This window comes from Modestobacter sp. NPDC049651, assembly GCF_040659695.1.
GTDB lineage: Bacteria > Actinomycetota > Actinomycetes > Mycobacteriales > Geodermatophilaceae > Modestobacter.
The window spans coordinates 37,879-52,120 of record NZ_JBFAOG010000016.1 but is presented as its reverse complement, the minus strand read 5'-3'; the positions used below and the strand labels follow the sequence as shown (position 1 = coordinate 52,120).

14 protein-coding genes are annotated in these 14,242 nt (G+C 75.2%); 2 read left to right on the top strand and 12 right to left on the bottom strand.

Features of this window, described 5'->3' with window-relative positions; all coding sequences use genetic code 11:
• Positions 1–81 precede the first annotated feature (81 nt).
• The 4 genes from AB0J00_RS18365 to lspA are packed head-to-tail and all read right to left on the bottom strand — an operon-like array spanning position 82 to position 2,958.
• Complete coding sequence (locus AB0J00_RS18365; RefSeq protein ID WP_357747448.1) at positions 82–504, bottom strand: GNAT family N-acetyltransferase; 423 nt, start codon at positions 502–504, stop codon at positions 82–84.
• Between the two features lie 14 nt (positions 505–518).
• A complete protein-coding gene (locus tag AB0J00_RS18360; RefSeq protein ID WP_357747445.1) occupies positions 519–1,340 on the bottom strand; it encodes a CPBP family intramembrane glutamic endopeptidase in 822 nt (273 codons plus the stop codon).
• A 21-nt stretch (positions 1,341–1,361) separates the two neighbouring features.
• Positions 1,362–2,315: an RluA family pseudouridine synthase gene (locus AB0J00_RS18355; protein ID WP_357747443.1), complete on the bottom strand. Its 954-nt coding sequence runs from the start codon at positions 2,313–2,315 to the stop codon at positions 1,362–1,364.
• A 55-nt stretch (positions 2,316–2,370) separates the two neighbouring features.
• Entirely contained in the window at positions 2,371–2,958 is a 588-nt protein-coding gene (gene lspA, locus AB0J00_RS18350) for a signal peptidase II (RefSeq protein ID WP_357747440.1), read from the bottom strand.
• A gap of 238 nt (positions 2,959–3,196) precedes the next feature.
• Between lspA and mqo the strand changes: the two genes are divergently transcribed.
• On the top strand, positions 3,197–4,717 hold the full coding sequence (mqo, locus tag AB0J00_RS18345; protein WP_357747437.1) for a malate dehydrogenase (quinone): 1,521 nt from the start codon (positions 3,197–3,199) through the stop codon (positions 4,715–4,717).
• Here mqo and AB0J00_RS18340 read toward each other — a convergent pair.
• The gene (locus tag AB0J00_RS18340) at positions 4,714–6,225 is read right to left on the bottom strand and encodes a potassium/proton antiporter (protein ID WP_357747436.1); all 1,512 of its coding nucleotides are present in this window, start codon (positions 6,223–6,225) and stop codon (positions 4,714–4,716) included. The two genes, mqo and AB0J00_RS18340, sit on opposite strands and share 4 nt — an antisense overlap.
• A gap of 77 nt (positions 6,226–6,302) precedes the next feature.
• Between AB0J00_RS18340 and ileS the strand changes: the two genes are divergently transcribed.
• Positions 6,303–9,452, top strand: coding sequence for an isoleucine--tRNA ligase (ileS, locus tag AB0J00_RS18335; RefSeq protein ID WP_357747434.1), 3,150 nt, complete (start codon positions 6,303–6,305; stop codon positions 9,450–9,452).
• 29 nt (positions 9,453–9,481) lie between these two features.
• On the opposite strand, the gene AB0J00_RS18330 is transcribed toward ileS, so the two are convergent.
• The 7 genes from AB0J00_RS18330 to pgeF all read right to left on the bottom strand — a co-directional run bounded on the left by AB0J00_RS18330 (position 9,482) and on the right by pgeF (position 14,241).
• Complete coding sequence (locus tag AB0J00_RS18330) at positions 9,482–9,829, bottom strand: hypothetical protein (RefSeq protein WP_357747432.1); 348 nt, start codon at positions 9,827–9,829, stop codon at positions 9,482–9,484.
• 53 nt (positions 9,830–9,882) lie between these two features.
• A complete protein-coding gene (locus AB0J00_RS18325) occupies positions 9,883–10,545 on the bottom strand; it encodes a hypothetical protein (protein ID WP_357747430.1) in 663 nt (220 codons plus the stop codon).
• A gap of 107 nt (positions 10,546–10,652) precedes the next feature.
• Positions 10,653–11,375: a DivIVA domain-containing protein gene (locus AB0J00_RS18320; protein WP_357747427.1), complete on the bottom strand. Its 723-nt coding sequence runs from the start codon at positions 11,373–11,375 to the stop codon at positions 10,653–10,655.
• 97 nt (positions 11,376–11,472) lie between these two features.
• Positions 11,473–11,772 (bottom strand): YggT family protein, encoded by a 300-nt coding sequence (locus tag AB0J00_RS18315; RefSeq protein ID WP_357747424.1) that lies wholly within the window; start codon positions 11,770–11,772, stop codon positions 11,473–11,475.
• 62 nt (positions 11,773–11,834) lie between these two features.
• Positions 11,835–12,701 carry a cell division protein SepF gene (gene sepF, locus AB0J00_RS18310; RefSeq protein WP_357747421.1) on the bottom strand — a complete coding sequence of 289 codons (867 nt, stop codon included), beginning with the start codon at positions 12,699–12,701 and terminating at the stop codon, positions 11,835–11,837.
• Positions 12,702–12,781: 80 nt separating this feature from the next.
• Positions 12,782–13,513, bottom strand: a complete 732-nt coding sequence (locus tag AB0J00_RS18305) for a YggS family pyridoxal phosphate-dependent enzyme (RefSeq protein ID WP_357747419.1) — start codon at positions 13,511–13,513, stop codon at positions 12,782–12,784.
• Positions 13,510–14,241, bottom strand: coding sequence for a peptidoglycan editing factor PgeF (pgeF, locus tag AB0J00_RS18300; protein WP_357747417.1), 732 nt, complete (start codon positions 14,239–14,241; stop codon positions 13,510–13,512). The genes AB0J00_RS18305 and pgeF overlap by 4 nt, the downstream gene beginning before the upstream one ends.
• Between the last annotated feature and the right edge of the window lies 1 nt (position 14,242).

The following is a 14,242-nucleotide window of genomic DNA, read 5'->3' as shown; positions in this document are numbered from 1 at the left end:
CTGCGGTGCATCGAGTCTCGCACCGCGGAGGTCTACCAGCGAGCACCGACAGGAACGTTTCGCGTGACGCGGACCGCTCCGTCACGCCAGCTGCTTGCGCATCGTCACGTGCGCGATGCCGACCTCCTGGTAGGGCTCCCCCACCACCGCGTAGCCCGCCCGCTCGTAGAACCCGCGGGCGGTCGCCTGGGCGTGCAGCTCCACGGCGGACTGGCCGCGGGCGGCCGCCTCCCGCTCCAGGACGGCGAGCACGGCCGCCCCGTGCCCGCGCCCGCGGACCGCGGCGTCGGCGGCCATCCGGCCCACCACCGCGGTGCCCGGGCCGGCGGCGTCCAGCAGCAGCCGCCCGGTGGCCACCACCCGCCCGGCCTCGTCCCGGCTGAGGCCGTGCACGGCGGTGGCGTCGCGGTCGTCCTGCTCCAGCTCGGCCGGCACGCCCTGCTCCTGCACGAACACCCGGGTGCGCACCGCGACGACGGCCGGCCAGTCCGGGGAGGTGGCCACCTCCCCCACGGGCGTCACCGGGCCGCCGCCGGGCGGCCGCCGCGGGCGATCGCCGGCAGCGCCGAGCTCGGCACGAGCAGGAACCGCAGGTCGATCACCGCGTGCAGCAGCACCGGCAGCAGCAGCGAGCCGGTGCCCAGGTAGACGGCGGCGAGCACGCCGCCGAGCACGCCCGTGGTCACGATCCCCGTCACCCCCTGGTAGACGTGGGCCAGCCCGAACGCAGCGGCCGCGACCAGCACGAGCACGACCGTCGGCAGCCCCTGGAACAGCGCCGACAGCAGGGCCAGGAAGAAGCCGCGGTACAGCCACTCCTCGCAGACCCCGGCGGTCACCCCGACCGCGGCGAACAGCTGCCGCTCCGCGCGGGTGCGCGGCAGCAGCGCCATCGTCGAGGCGCCCGGCGGCTCGGCGTGCCGCGGCTCGCCGGGCCGGTGCCGGCGGGCCGGCCCGGCGGCACCGGGCGGCGGACCGGCGAGCGCGCCGGCGCGCAGCGCCCGGGTCGAGACGACGACCAGCGCCAGCAGCAGCAGGCACAGCACGGTGGTCACCGGCCCCGGCCACTGCCGCGGCCAGCCCAGCCCGACCTGCGCGGCGCTCACGTCGGAGGCCAGCCAGACCACCGCGGTGACCGCCGCCAGCCCCCACTCGAGCACGAGCAGCCGCCGGTAGAACGACCGCCGTGCCGCGGGGTCGGTGCGCAGCCGGCCCTCGAACCGCCGGTGCAGCACCCAGCCGACGAACGGCTCACCCACCACCAGGTAGGCGGCGATCATCGACGCGGCGAGCTGGGCCGGGCCGAAGTCGCCCAGCGCCCGGGGCAGGTCGGCGGTCACAGCGCGCTCACCGGTCGCCGGTCAGCTCTCGGCTCGCAGGACCGCCAGGGCACCCGCCAGGTCGGCCGGGTAGTCGCTGGTGAACTCGACCCAGCGGCCGTCGGCGGGGTGGGCGAAGCCGAGCCGGACGGCGTGCAGCCACTGCCGCGAGACGCCCAGCCGGGCGGCCAGCGTCGGGTCGGCGCCGTAGGTCGTGTCGCCGACGCAGGGGTGGCGCAGCGCGGAGAAGTGCACCCGGATCTGGTGGGTGCGGCCGGTCTCCAGGTGGATGTCGACCAGGCTGGCCGCGGCGAACGCCTCCACCACCTCGTAGTGCGTGACCGAGGGCCGCCCGCCGGTGACGACGGCGAAGCGCCAGTCGGCCTTGGGGTGCCGGTCGATCGGCGCGTCGATGGTGCCCTTCGACGGGTCGGGGTGGCCCTGGACCAGGGCGTGGTAGCCCTTGTCGACCGTGCGCTCCTTGAACGCGGCCTTGAGCACGGTGTAGGCGCGCTCGCTCTTGGCCACCACCATCAACCCGGTGGTCGCGGCGTCCAGCCGGTGCACGATGCCCTGCCGCTCGGCCGCGCCGCTGGTGGAGATCCGGTAGCCGGCCGCGGCGAGCCCGCCGGTGACGGTCGGACCGTCCCAGCCGGGGCTGCCGTGCGCGGCGACGCCGACCGGCTTGTCGATGACCACCACGTCGTCGTCGTCGTGCACGACGGTCATGCCCTCGACCGGCTGCGGCGGCGCCGGCTCGCCCGGCGGGGGCGGCAGCTCGACCTCCAGCCAGCTGCCGCCGGTGAGCCGGTCGCCCTTGCCGCGGGCGCGGCCGTCGACGACGACCCGCCCGGCGTCGGCCAGCTCGGCGGCGACGGCGCGGGAGAGGCCGAAGAGCCGGGACAGCGCCTGGTCGACCCGCTGGCCCTCGAGGCCGTCGGGCACGGGGAGCGCACGGTGCTCGCCCGGTGCGGTGGCGCGGGGACTGCTGGTCACGGCTCCATTGTGGCCCGGGTGGCCGACGGGCCGGTCCCGGCGGGCCGGGGCGTGGTCACTCCGCGCCGTCGCGCGGGGCCGGCTCGTCGTCGTCCTTGCCCCGCGAGCCGTCGAAGTCGACGCCCCGCACGGCGAGCACCGCGCCCAGGACGCCGCCGCAGACGATCGCCGAGTCGGCCACGTTGAACACCGGCCAGACCGAGCCGTCGGGGGCGAACAGGGAGATGAAGTCGACGACGCCGCCGCGCAGGAAGCCCGGGTCGCGGAGGACGCGGTCGATCAGGTTGCCCACCGCGCCGCCGAGCACCAGGCCGAGCGCGACCGCCCAGCCGGTGGACGCCAGCTTGCGGGCGCTGCGCACGATGACCACGACCACGACCGCGGCGATCAGGCTGAACACGACCGTGGCCCCGGCGGCGAACGAGAAGGCCGCCCCGGTGTTGCGCAGCTCGGTCAGGTAGAGCGCGCCGCCGAGCAGCCGGACGGGCGCGCGGTCGGACAGGGTGGCGACGACGACGAGCTTGCTGACGACGTCGACCGCCAGCACCACCGCCGCCAGCGTCAGCAGCAGCCCGGTGCGCCGCCGGCGCGGGCGCGTGCTGGTCGTCGGGCCGCCGGCCGGCCCGGTGGACTCCTCGGGCACCGTCGTCCTCCTCCACCGCGGCGCTCCCGCCGCGTCCGCCAGACAGTAGCCGCCACGGCTGCGACCCCGGCGCGGGCCGCGCGGGGCCGCGGGTCGCGAGTGGTGCGCGCGACCACCGCGGGTCACCCTGTGAGTGATCTCACCGGGCCGATTCGGGCAGATCGACCCCTCCGGGGCATCAGGTCCGGGGCCGGGGGCGACGATGGGGACGGAAGCACCGGAGCTCTGGAGGCACATCGTGACCGCGGCAGGTCCCTCGCACACCGACGCCACCCGCCAGGTCGACGCGGGGGCCGAACCCGACGTCGTCCTCGTCGGCGGCGGCATCATGAGCGCGACGCTGTCCGCGCTGCTCGGCATCGTGGCGCCCGACTGGACCGTCCAGGTCTTCGAGTCCGGCAGCCAGGTCGCGGAGGAGAGCTCCGGGCCGTGGAACAACGCCGGCACCGGCCACTCGGCGCTGTGCGAGCTCAACTACACGCCGGCCCGCCCCGACGGCACGGTCGACCCGGCCAAGGCCGTGGGCATCAACGAGCAGTTCCAGGTCTCGCGCCAGTTCTGGTCGTCGCTGGTCCGCGCCGGGCTCACCGACTCGCCCAAGTCGTTCATCACCTCGGTGCCGCACATCAGCTTCGTCACCGGTGAGGACGGGCGCAGCTACATGCGCAACCGGTACACCGCGCTCGCGGCCCAGCCGCTGTTCACCGGCCTGGAGTACACCGACTCCCCCGCCGAGCTGGACTCCTGGGTGCCGCTGATGATGAAGGACCGGGACCCCTCCGAGGTGGTCGCCGCGACCCGCTCGCTGGCCGGCACCGACGTCAACTTCGGCGCGCTCACCCGGCTGCTGCTCGACAGCGCCGTCGCCCGCGGCGTGCAGCTGCACACCAGCCACCGCGTGGTGAAGGTGCGCCGCGAGCGGAACGGCCGGTGGGCCACGACCGTCCGCGACCTGACCAGCGGCCGCAACCGCACCGTGCGCAGCCGCTTCCTGTTCGTCGGCGCCGGCGGTGGCGCCCTGCCGCTGCTGCAGGGTGCCGGCATCCCGGAGATCCGCGGCTTCGGCGGCTTCCCGGTCAGCGGCCAGTTCCTGCGCACCCGCAACCCCGCGCTGGTCGCCCAGCACCAGGCCAAGGTCTACGGCCAGGCCAAGGTCGGCGCCCCGCCGATGTCGGTGCCGCACCTGGACCTGCGGCTCATCGACGGCGAGCAGGCGCTGCTGTTCGGCCCCTACGCCGGGTTCTCGCCCAAGTTCCTCAAGGCCGGGTCGTTCTGGGACCTGCCGCGCTCGGTGCGCGGCGGCAACATCGGCTCGATGCTCGGCGCCGGGCGCGCCAACATCCCGCTCACCCGCTACCTCATCGGCCAGGTGCTCCAGTCGACGAAGTCGCGGTTCCGGGCGCTGGAGGAGTTCGTGCCCACCGCCGAGCACGGCGACTGGGAGCTCATCACCGCCGGCCAGCGGGTGCAGGTGATCAAGCAGGACACCGCCGGCCGCGGCGTCCTGCAGTTCGGCACCGAGCTCATCGTCGGCGCCGACGGGTCGATCGCCGGCCTGCTGGGCGCGTCCCCGGGTGCCTCGACCGCCGTCTCGGCGATGCTCACGCTGCTGGAGCGGGCCTTCCCCGAGCAGCAGCAGGCGTGGCTGCCCAAGCTGCAGGAGGTCATCCCCTCCTACGGCCGGAAGCTCTCGGAGGACGCGGCGCTGTTCGCCGAGGTGCACGCCGAGACCACCAAGACCCTCGAGCTGCAGGGCTAGTCGGTCTCGGAGGGCGTGCCGCTCTCGCCGCGCCAGGTGGCCAGCCGGCCGGCCCGGCTGACCGCGCGCAGCCTCCGCTCGGCCTCGGCCCGGGAGGTCCGCGCCGCCACCAGCAGCGCCTGGTCACCCCGCATCAGCCGGGTCGTCGCGTCGGGCACGAACGGCTTGCCGTCGCGGACGACGAGCACCACCGCGGCGTCCTCGGGCAGCCGCAGCTCGGGCAGGTAGACGCCGTGCAGCCGGGACGTCGGCGGCACCCGCAGCTGCATCAGCTCCGCACCCAGCTCGTCCAGCGGCGCCGACTCCACGTCGATGTCGCGCGGGGTGACCGGGGTGGCGATCCGCAGCAGCCGGGCCACCGCCGGCAGCGACCAGCCCTGCACCAGGGTGAAGACGACGACCAGCACGAACACCGTGTCGAACACCCGGGTGGCGCCGGGCACCCCGGCCGCGATCGGGAAGGTCGCCAGCACGATCGGCACCGCGCCGCGCAGCCCCGCCCAGGAGACGAACAGCTGCTGGGAGAGCGGCATCCGGAACCAGACCAGGCTGGCGAACACCGACAGCGGCCGCGCGACCAGCAGCAGCACGCCGCCCACCAGCAGCGCCGACAGCAGCACCCCGGGCAGCCGGGACGGCGACACGAGCAGCCCCAGCAGCACGAACAGCCCGATCTGGGCCAGCGTCGCCAGCCCCTCGGCGAACCCGATCGTGCCCGCCCGGTGCGGCAGCGCCGCGTTGCCCAGCACCAGCCCGCACAGGTAGACCGCCGCGAAACCGGAGGTGTGCGCCAGGTTCGCCGTGGAGTAGGCGAGCACGCACAGCGCCAGCGCCATCAGCGGGTAGAAGCCGGTCAGCGGCAGGGCGGCGTGCCGCAGCAGCCAGGCGCCGCCCCGGCCGACGGCGATGCCCAGTACGACGCCGCCGACCAGCTCGCCGGCCACCTCGGCCGCGATCAGCCACCAGGAGTGCCCGGCGTGCCCGGTGAGCCGGTCGGAGAGCACCACGACCAGCAGCACCACCGGGGCGTCGTTGAGGCCGGACTCCATCTCCAGCGCGGCCGCCATCCGGCGCGGCAGCGGCAGCCGGCGCAGCGTGGCGAACACCGCGGCCGCGTCGGTGGAGGCGACCACGGCGCCCAGCAGCAGCGCGAACAGCCACGGCAGGTCCAGCAGCCACACGCCGACGACGGCGACGACGAACACGCTGACGAGCACACCGACGGTGCTCAGCGCGACCCCCGGCCCGATCGCCCGGCGGACGTCGGCCCAGCGGGTGGTCAGCCCGCCCTCGGCCAGGATCACCACCAGCGCCGCGACGCCCAGGGTCTGGGTCAGCTCGACGTCCTCGAACGGGACGCCGAACCCGCTCTCCCCCAGCGCCACGCCCAGCGCGAGGTACAGCAGCAGCGACGGCAGCCCGATCCGGTCGGCCAGCCGGAGGGCGACGGCGGACACCAGGACGACCAGCGCACCGACGGCGAGCGCCACCGTGACCGTGGTGTTCACAGGGCGCTCACACCGGCCAGTCTCCCGTACCCGTGCAGCTGCGCGGCACCGGTTGCCGGAGCTGAGACAATGGGGTCGTGAGTGCGCCTTCCGGGCCCTTCCGGGCCCTTCCCCCGCAGGTCGACCTGCCGGCCCTCGAGCACGAGGTGCTCGAGCAGTGGGAGACCGACAAGGTCTTCGCCCGCACGCTGGAGGGGTCGGCCGACAAGCCCCAGTGGGTCTTCTACGAGGGCCCGCCGACCGCCAACGGGCGGCCGGGCACGCACCACATCGAGGCGCGCGCGTTCAAGGACGTCTTCCCCCGGTTCAAGACCATGCAGGGCTGGCACGTGCCCCGCCGGGCCGGCTGGGACTGCCACGGCCTGCCCGTGGAGATCGCCGTGGAGCAGGAGCTGGGCTTCGCCGGCAAGCCCGACATCGAGCGCTACGGCATCGCGGAGTTCAACGCGCGGTGCCGCGAGTCGGTGGAGCGCCACGTCGACGCGTTCGCCGAGCTGACCAGCCGGATGGGCTACTGGGTGGACATGTCCACCGCCTACCGGACGATGGACGCCAGCTACGTCGAGAGCGTCTGGTGGTCGCTCAAGCAGGTCTTCGACAAGGGCCTGCTCGTCGAGGACCACCGGGTGGCCCCGTACTGCCCGCGCTGCGGCACCGGCCTGTCCGACCACGAGGTGGCGCAGGGCTACGAGACCCTCGTCGACCCGTCGGTCTACGTCCGGCTGCCGGTCACCAGCGGCGAGTGGGCCGGCCGGGCCGACCTGCTGGTCTGGACGACGACCCCGTGGACGCTGCCGAGCAACACCGCCGTCGCCGTCCACCCCGACGTCACCTACGTGGTGGCCCGCAACGACCAGGGCACCTTCGTGGTCGCCGAGCCGCTGCTGGCCGCGGCGCTCGGCGAGGACGCCGAGGTGCTGGCCCGCACGCAGGGCCGCGACTGGGAGCGGGTGCGCTACCAGCGGCCCTTCGAGCTGGTCGACTTCCCCGAGGGCAGCGACACCCACTTCGTCGTCCTCGCCGAGTACGTCACCACCGACGACGGCACCGGCCTGGTGCACCAGTCCCCCGCCTTCGGCGCCGACGACTTCGCCGTCGGCCGGGCCTACGGCCTGCCGGTGGTCAACCCGATCGACCCGTCCGGGCACTTCCTCCCCGAGGTGCCGATGGTCGGCGGGCACTTCTTCAAGGCCGCCGACCCCACGCTCGTCGCCGACCTCGAGCAGCGCGGCGTGCTGTACCGGGAGATGCGGTACGAGCACAGCTACCCGCACTGCTGGCGCTGCCACACGCCGCTCATGTACTACGCGCAGCCGTCCTGGTACATCCGCACCAGCGCGGTCAAGGACCAGCTGCTCGCGGAGAACGAGAAGACGAACTGGCACCCGGAGAACATCCAGTGGGGCCGGTACGGCGACTGGCTGGACAACAACGTCGACTGGGCGCTGTCCCGCGACCGGTTCTGGGGCACGCCGCTGCCGATCTGGCGCAACGACGAGGACCGGAGCCGGATGGTCGTCGTCGGCTCGCTGGCCGAGCTGTCGGAGCTGACCGGCCGCGACCTGACCGACCTCGACCCGCACCGCCCCTACATCGACGACGTCACCTTCACCCTGCCCGGTGAGGAGGGCACCTACCGGCGGGTGCCGCAGGTGATCGACGCCTGGTACGACTCCGGCTCGATGCCGTTCGCCCAGTGGGGCGCCCCGCACCGCAACCTGGCGGAGTTCGAGGCGGCCTACCCGGCGCACTTCATCGCCGAGGCGATCGACCAGACCCGCGGCTGGTTCTACTCGCTGATGGCGGTCGGCACCGTCGTGTTCGGGCGCAGCTCCTACCGCGACGTGCTGTGCCTGGGCCACATCCTGGCCGAGGACGGCCGGAAGATGAGCAAGCACCTGGGCAACATCCTCGAGCCCATGCCGCTGATGGACCGGCACGGCGCGGACGCCGTCCGCTGGTTCATGCTGGCCGGCGGCTCGCCGTGGTCGGCCCGCCGGGTCGGGCACGAGACGCTGTCCGAGGTGGTCCGCAAGGTCCTGCTGACCTACTGGAACACCGCCAGCTTCTTCACGCTCTACGCCGAGACGAACGGCTGGGACCCGTCCGCGGACCCGGCGCCGGCGCCGGCGCGCGAGGAGCGCCCGCTGCTGGACCGCTGGGCGCTCGCCGAGCTCGCGTCGGTCACCCGGGGCGTCACCGACGCGCTGGAGGCCTTCGACACCCAGACCGCCGGGCGGCTGCTCGCCGAGTTCGTCGACGACCTGTCCAACTGGTACGTCCGGCGCAGCCGGCGCCGGTTCTGGGACGGCGATCCCGCCGCCTTGGCCACCCTGCACACCGTGCTGGACGGCCTGACCCGGCTGATGGCGCCGTTCACCCCGTTCATCACCGAGCGGGTGTGGCGCACCGCCGTCGCGCCGGGCCTGGTCGAGGGCGCCGACTCGGTGCACCTGGCCAGCTGGCCGGAGGTCGACGAGGACGCCCGGGACGACGCGCTCGTCGGCCAGGTGGCGCTGGTGCGCCGGCTGGTGGAGCTGGGCCGCTCGGCCCGCACGGCGTCGAAGGTGCGCACCCGCCAGCCGCTGGCCCGGGCGCTGGTCGGCGCCGCCGGCTGGGACGGCCTGCCGCGCGACCTGGTCGCCGAGGTCGCCGAGGAGCTGAACGTCGTCGAGCTGACCGGGTTGTCCGCGGTGGACGGCGGGCTGGTCGACGTGTCGGTGAAGGTCGACTTCCGCGCGGTCGGGCGCCGGCTGGGCAAGCAGGTGCAGGCCGTGGCCGCGGCCGTCGCGGCCGCGGACGCCGCCGCGCTGGTCGCCGCCTACCGGGCGGGCACTGCCACCGTCGACGTCGAGGGCGCGCCGGTCGCGCTGGAGGACGGCGACCTGGTGGTCACCGAGACGCCCCGCGAGGGCTGGGCGGTGGCGTCCGCGGCCGGGCTGACCGTGGCGCTGGACCTCACCCTCACCCCGGAGCTGGAGCGCGCCGGGCTGGTGCGCGAGGCGGTGCGGCTGGTGCAGGAGGCCCGCAAGAACACCGGGCTGGAGGTCAGCGACCGGATCACCGTGCGCTGGACCGGCGAGGGCCAGGTCGCCGAGGCGCTCGGTGAGCACCAGGAGCAGTGGGCCGCCGAGGTGCTCGCCACCACGGTGCTCGCGCAGACCCCCGGCGACGGTGCCGGGCTCGAGGGCCCGGCCGGCTCGCGGTTCTGGATCGCCCGGGCCTGATCGCCCCGGCGCGCTGCCCGGCCCGTCGCTCAGGCGGCCGGGTCGGGCAGCGCGTCACCGGGGAAGCCGAAGCAGGGGTGCACCGCGTAGGTCAGCACCCCGGCCCGCACCGCGGGGTCCTCGTCCAGCAGCCGGCCGACCTCCTCCGGTGACCCAGTGAAGATGCCGACGCCGGCGAGCGCGGTGTCGTCGGGCACCGGGCAGACGACGGCCAGCCGCCCCTCGGCCCGCAGCTGGAAGTTGCGCCGGCCGTGCTCCCACAGCACGGCGTCCGCGCCGGGCCCGCCGGCCTCCGGGCCGTCCTGCAGCACCACCAGGCTGTAGGGGCGGCTCCCCGCCAGCATCCGGCGCATGTCGTCGTCGGTCACCTCGGTCACCCGCCCGAGGGTGGCACGGCGGACGGCGTCGCGGTCCGCCGTGCGGCGCGGGATCAGTTCCCCCGGCGGGCCCGTTCCCGGTCGGCGAAGGTGCGGTCGGGCCGGCAGGTCCCGCACGGGGTGAAGCCGTCGGCGCGGGCCTGGTCCAGCGGCACCGGGATCACGTCGAGGCCGGCCACGTGCGGGCAGCCGGCCAGGTGGTAGCGCGGGTGCTCGTCGACCACGACCACCTCGTCGGTGAGGTCCATGATCATCAGCAGGTCGGTGAACTCGGTGTCCTCGGCCGGGGGCTCACCGACCGCGCTCCGGGCGGGCGGGGCCGGCGGCGGCGTCACCGGGATCGACGGCGAGCTCGGCGGGGGCACCGGCGGCGGGGCGACCCGGCGCGGCGCCTCGACGTCGGGGTCAGGGGCGCCGTGGCGGCCGGTCGACGGGCCGGGCACCTCGGGCGGGCGGACCCGCGCCGGCGGGGTGGTCGCCGCGGGGGCGGCGGCCTGCGCCCTTTCCCGCTGCGCGGTTCCCCGCTGGGCCGGGCCGGCCTGGGGCGCGGCCGCCGCCCTCGTCTGCCGGCGGCGGACCGCGTTGGCGACGAGCGCCAGCACGGCCAGCGCGCTGGCGGCGAAGGACGCCCACTCCAGCGTCGAGGACCCCTGCGCGATCCCGCCGGCGAGCAGCCCCACGGCCACCAGGAGCAATGCCGCCGCGACCACGATCACGTCCGGGAGCCTAGCCCGACGACCGCGTCGTCAGCACCGGGGCCGGACGCGACGGAGCCCCTCCCGACCAGGTCGGGAGGGGCTCCGGTGCGAGGTGTCGATCGGCCTCAGGCGCCGACGTGCTGGTTCTGCCGGGTGCCGGCCGAGGACGGCTCGGCGGACCCGCGGCTGTCCAGGTCGCGCAGGTGCGACTCGAGGTAGGACCGCAGCCGGGTGCGGTACTCGCGCTCGAAGGTGCGCAGCTCGTCGACCTTGCGCTCCAGGTTGGCGCGCTTCTCCTCGAGGCTGGCCAGCGCCTCGACGTGCTTGCGCTCGGCGTCCTGCTGGAGGGCGGCGGCCTTGGCGCGGGCCTCCCGCTCCATCGTGTCGGCACGGGTGCGCGAGTCGCCGATCATCGCGTCGGCGCGGTTCTTGGCCTCGCTGAGCATCTGCTCGCTCTTGGAGCGCGCCTCGGACATCATCCGGTCGCTGTTGGACTTGGCGCTGCTGACCATCTGGTCGGCCTGCGCCTTCGCCTCGTTGACGTAGCGCTCGGCGGTCTCGCTGGCCAGGGTCAGCATGCGCGAGGCGCGGATGCTGTCGTCCTCGCGGGTCGACGCCGGGGCCGGCGGCGCGGGGGCGGCGACCGGTGCGGCGGCCGGCCGCTCGTCGCGGGCACTGCTGCCGCTGCTCCCGGAGGCGCGCAGGTCGTTGTTCTCCTCGATCAGCCGGGCCAGCTCGGCCTCGACGACGTCGAGGAAGGCGTCGACCTCGTCCTCGTCGTAACCGCGCTTGCCGATCGGCGGCTTCTTGAAGACGACGTTGTGCACGTCGGCGGGCGTCAGGGGCATGCGGCTCACCTCAGGTCGGACGGGAGGAACGGGGACGGACGCAGACGGGCGGCGAACCGGTGCCGGTCCGCACCCCGCTCCGGGAAGTGGAGACGGGTCATGCGACGGAGTTGGCCAGGCTGTAGAGCACGCCGCGGAGCAGGATCACGGCGATCAACAGCACCATAAACCCGAGGTCCAGCCGGATCGTGCCCAGGTTGAGCGGCGGGATGATCCGGCGGAGCAGCTTCAGCGGCGGGTCGGTGATCGTGTAGACCAGCTCGAGCAGCGCGGCCACCAGGCCCTGCGGCCGCCAGCTGCGCGCCAGCAGCATGACCCAGTCCACGACGAACCGGGCGAACAGCAGGACCAGGAACACCGTCAACAGCGATGCGAGGATGCTCAGGAGAAGGGACACGGTCCTCGCTCGCTCGGGGCAGCCCGCAGGCTGCGTTCTCGTCCGGTGCGCTCGCGCGCAGGTCAGGGCTGGTCCGAGAACCCGCCCTCGAGGATCCGGGCCTTGTCCTCGGCCGTCACGTCGACGTCCTGCGGGCTGAGCAGGAACACCTTCGCCGTGACCCGCTCGATACTACCGTGCAGCCCGAAGATGAGACCGATGGCGAAGTCGACGAGCCGCTTGGCGTCGGCGTGGTCCATCTCCGACAGGTTCATGATCACCGGCGAGCCGTCGCGGAAGCGCTCACCGATGGTGCGCGCCTCGTTGTACGACTTGGGGTGCACGGTGGTGATCCGGTAGGGCTCGCGGGCCGCGGCCTTGACCGGGGCCGCCGCCGGGGCGGGAGCCGGAGCGACCGGGGCCGGGGCCGCAGCGACCGGCTCGCGCAGCGCGGTCAGCCCGGTGGCACCCGCGGCACCGGCACCGTTCCCGACACCGGCCAGGCCCAGCGGGCGGGCGGATGCGCGGCGGGCGAGCGGCTCGGGGTCGGCGGGCAGGTCGTCGGCCGGCTCGAAGCGGTCCTCGGCGGGCGCGTCGTATCCGGCGCCGTACCGGTCGCCGCGGAGCTCCGCACCACGGTGGTCGGCACCACGCAGGTCGGCGCTGCGCACGTCACGGCGCGCGTCGTCCCGCAGGTCGTCGTCGTCGAAGCGGTCGTACCGGCGCACGTGGTTGCGCTCGTAGGCGTGCTCGCGGACGCGCTCGCGGGGCCGGTCCCGGTCCCACCCGCGGTCGTCGGGGGCCTCGTCGAAGTGCCCGCCGTCGTACTCGGCGTCGTAGTCGCCGAAGTGATCGGCCTGGCGGGCGCTGTACCGGTCGTAGCCGGCCCGGGTCTCGTCCTCCTCGACGAGCCCCAGGTAGACACCCATCCTGCGCATGGCTCCGGCCATCGGGCGACTCCCCCTGGTTCGTGGTGTGACGGGCGGTGCTGGTGTGACTCCTGCGGCCGCACGGGACCGCAGGGACGACTTCAGGGCGAGGCTAGGGGGCGCGCGCCGAACAACGCGGTTCCGACACGCACCTCAGTCGCCCCTGCTGCAACAGCGGCCTCCAGGTCGCCGCTCATGCCTGCCGAGAGCTCCGATGCCGAGGGGTGCGCGGCGCGCACCTGCTCGGCGAGCGCGGCCAGCCGGGCGAACGCCGGCGCGGGGTCCTGCCCCCGTGGCGCCACCGCCATCAGCCCCCGCAGGGCGAGGCCGGGCAGCTCGGCCACCGCGTCGGCCAGCGCCGGGACGTCGGCGGGGTCGGCCCCACCGCGCGCTCCCAGCTCCCCCTCGGGCCCGCCGAGGTCGACCTGGACGAGGACGTCGACCACCTGTTGCTCGCGCTCGGCGGCGCGGGCGAGCGCCTCGGCCAGGCTGCTGCGGTCGACCGAGTGCACGGTGGCGCCGAGCCGGACGACGGCCGCTGCCTTGTTGCGCTGCAGCTGGCCCACCAGGTGCCAGCGCAGACCGGGCACGTCGGCGAGCTCGGCGACCTTGCCGGCGAGCTCCTGCACCCGGTTCTCGGCGAAGTCGCGCTGGCCGAGCGCCGCCAGCGCCCGGACGTCGGCCGCGGGCCAGGTCTTGCTGACCGCGAGCAGCCGGACGCCGGCCGGGTCCCGGCCGGCCGCCCGGGCAGCGGCGTCGATCCGCGCCCGCACGTGCCGGAGGTTCTCGGCGAGCCGGTCGTCGACCGGCTCGCCGCCGTGCGCCCCGCTCACTCGAGCCAGACGACGCCGGCCTGGCGGCCGGTGACGCCGTCCCGCCGGTGGGAGAACAGGGCGCGGTCCTCGACCGTGCAGCGCGGGTCGTGGACGACGGTGCGCACCCCGGCGGCGCGCAGCACGCCGGCCAGCCCCGCCCGCAGGTCCAGGCCCGGGGTGCCGGTGCGGGTGCGCACCGCGGCGTCCGGGGCGACCCGGGCCACCTCGGCCTGCATCGCGGCGGGCACCTCGTAGTCGGCCCCGCAGACCGCGGGGCCGAGGAGCGCCTCGACGTCGGCCGGGCGGGCACCCAGCCGGGTCATCGCCGCCAGCGCGGCCGGGACGACGCCGCGGCGCACGCCCTCGCGCCCGGCGTGCACCGCCGCGACCACGCCGGCCACCGGGTCGGCGAGCAGCACCGGCACGCAGTCGGCGACCAGCACGCAGAGCACCAGCCCGCGGGTGGCGGTCACCAGCGCGTCGACGTCGGCGACCGGGTTCTCCCCGGCGTCCTCGACGATGGCGACGCCGGTGCCGTGCACCTGGGTCATCCACACGACCTGCTCGCCGGGCACGCCCAGCTCGCCGGCGAGCCGGGCCCGGTTCGCCGCGACCGCGGCCGGGTCGTCGCCGACGTGGTCGCCCAGGTTGAACGAGTCGTAGGGCGACGCGGAACGGCCGCCCCGCCGGTCGGTGAACACCCGTCGGGCGCGCACCGCCGGCGCAGCGGCCGGTCCTGCTGTCACT

What these genes read in the sequence shown, in the direction of transcription:
- AB0J00_RS18320 (WP_357747427.1), bottom strand. Translation starts at nt 11,375, where the DNA reads ATGCCCCTGACGCCCGCCGACGTGCACAACGTCGTCTTCAAGAAGCCG.
- sepF (WP_357747421.1), bottom strand. Translation starts at nt 12,701, where the DNA reads ATGGCCGGAGCCATGCGCAGGATGGGTGTCTACCTGGGGCTCGTCGAG.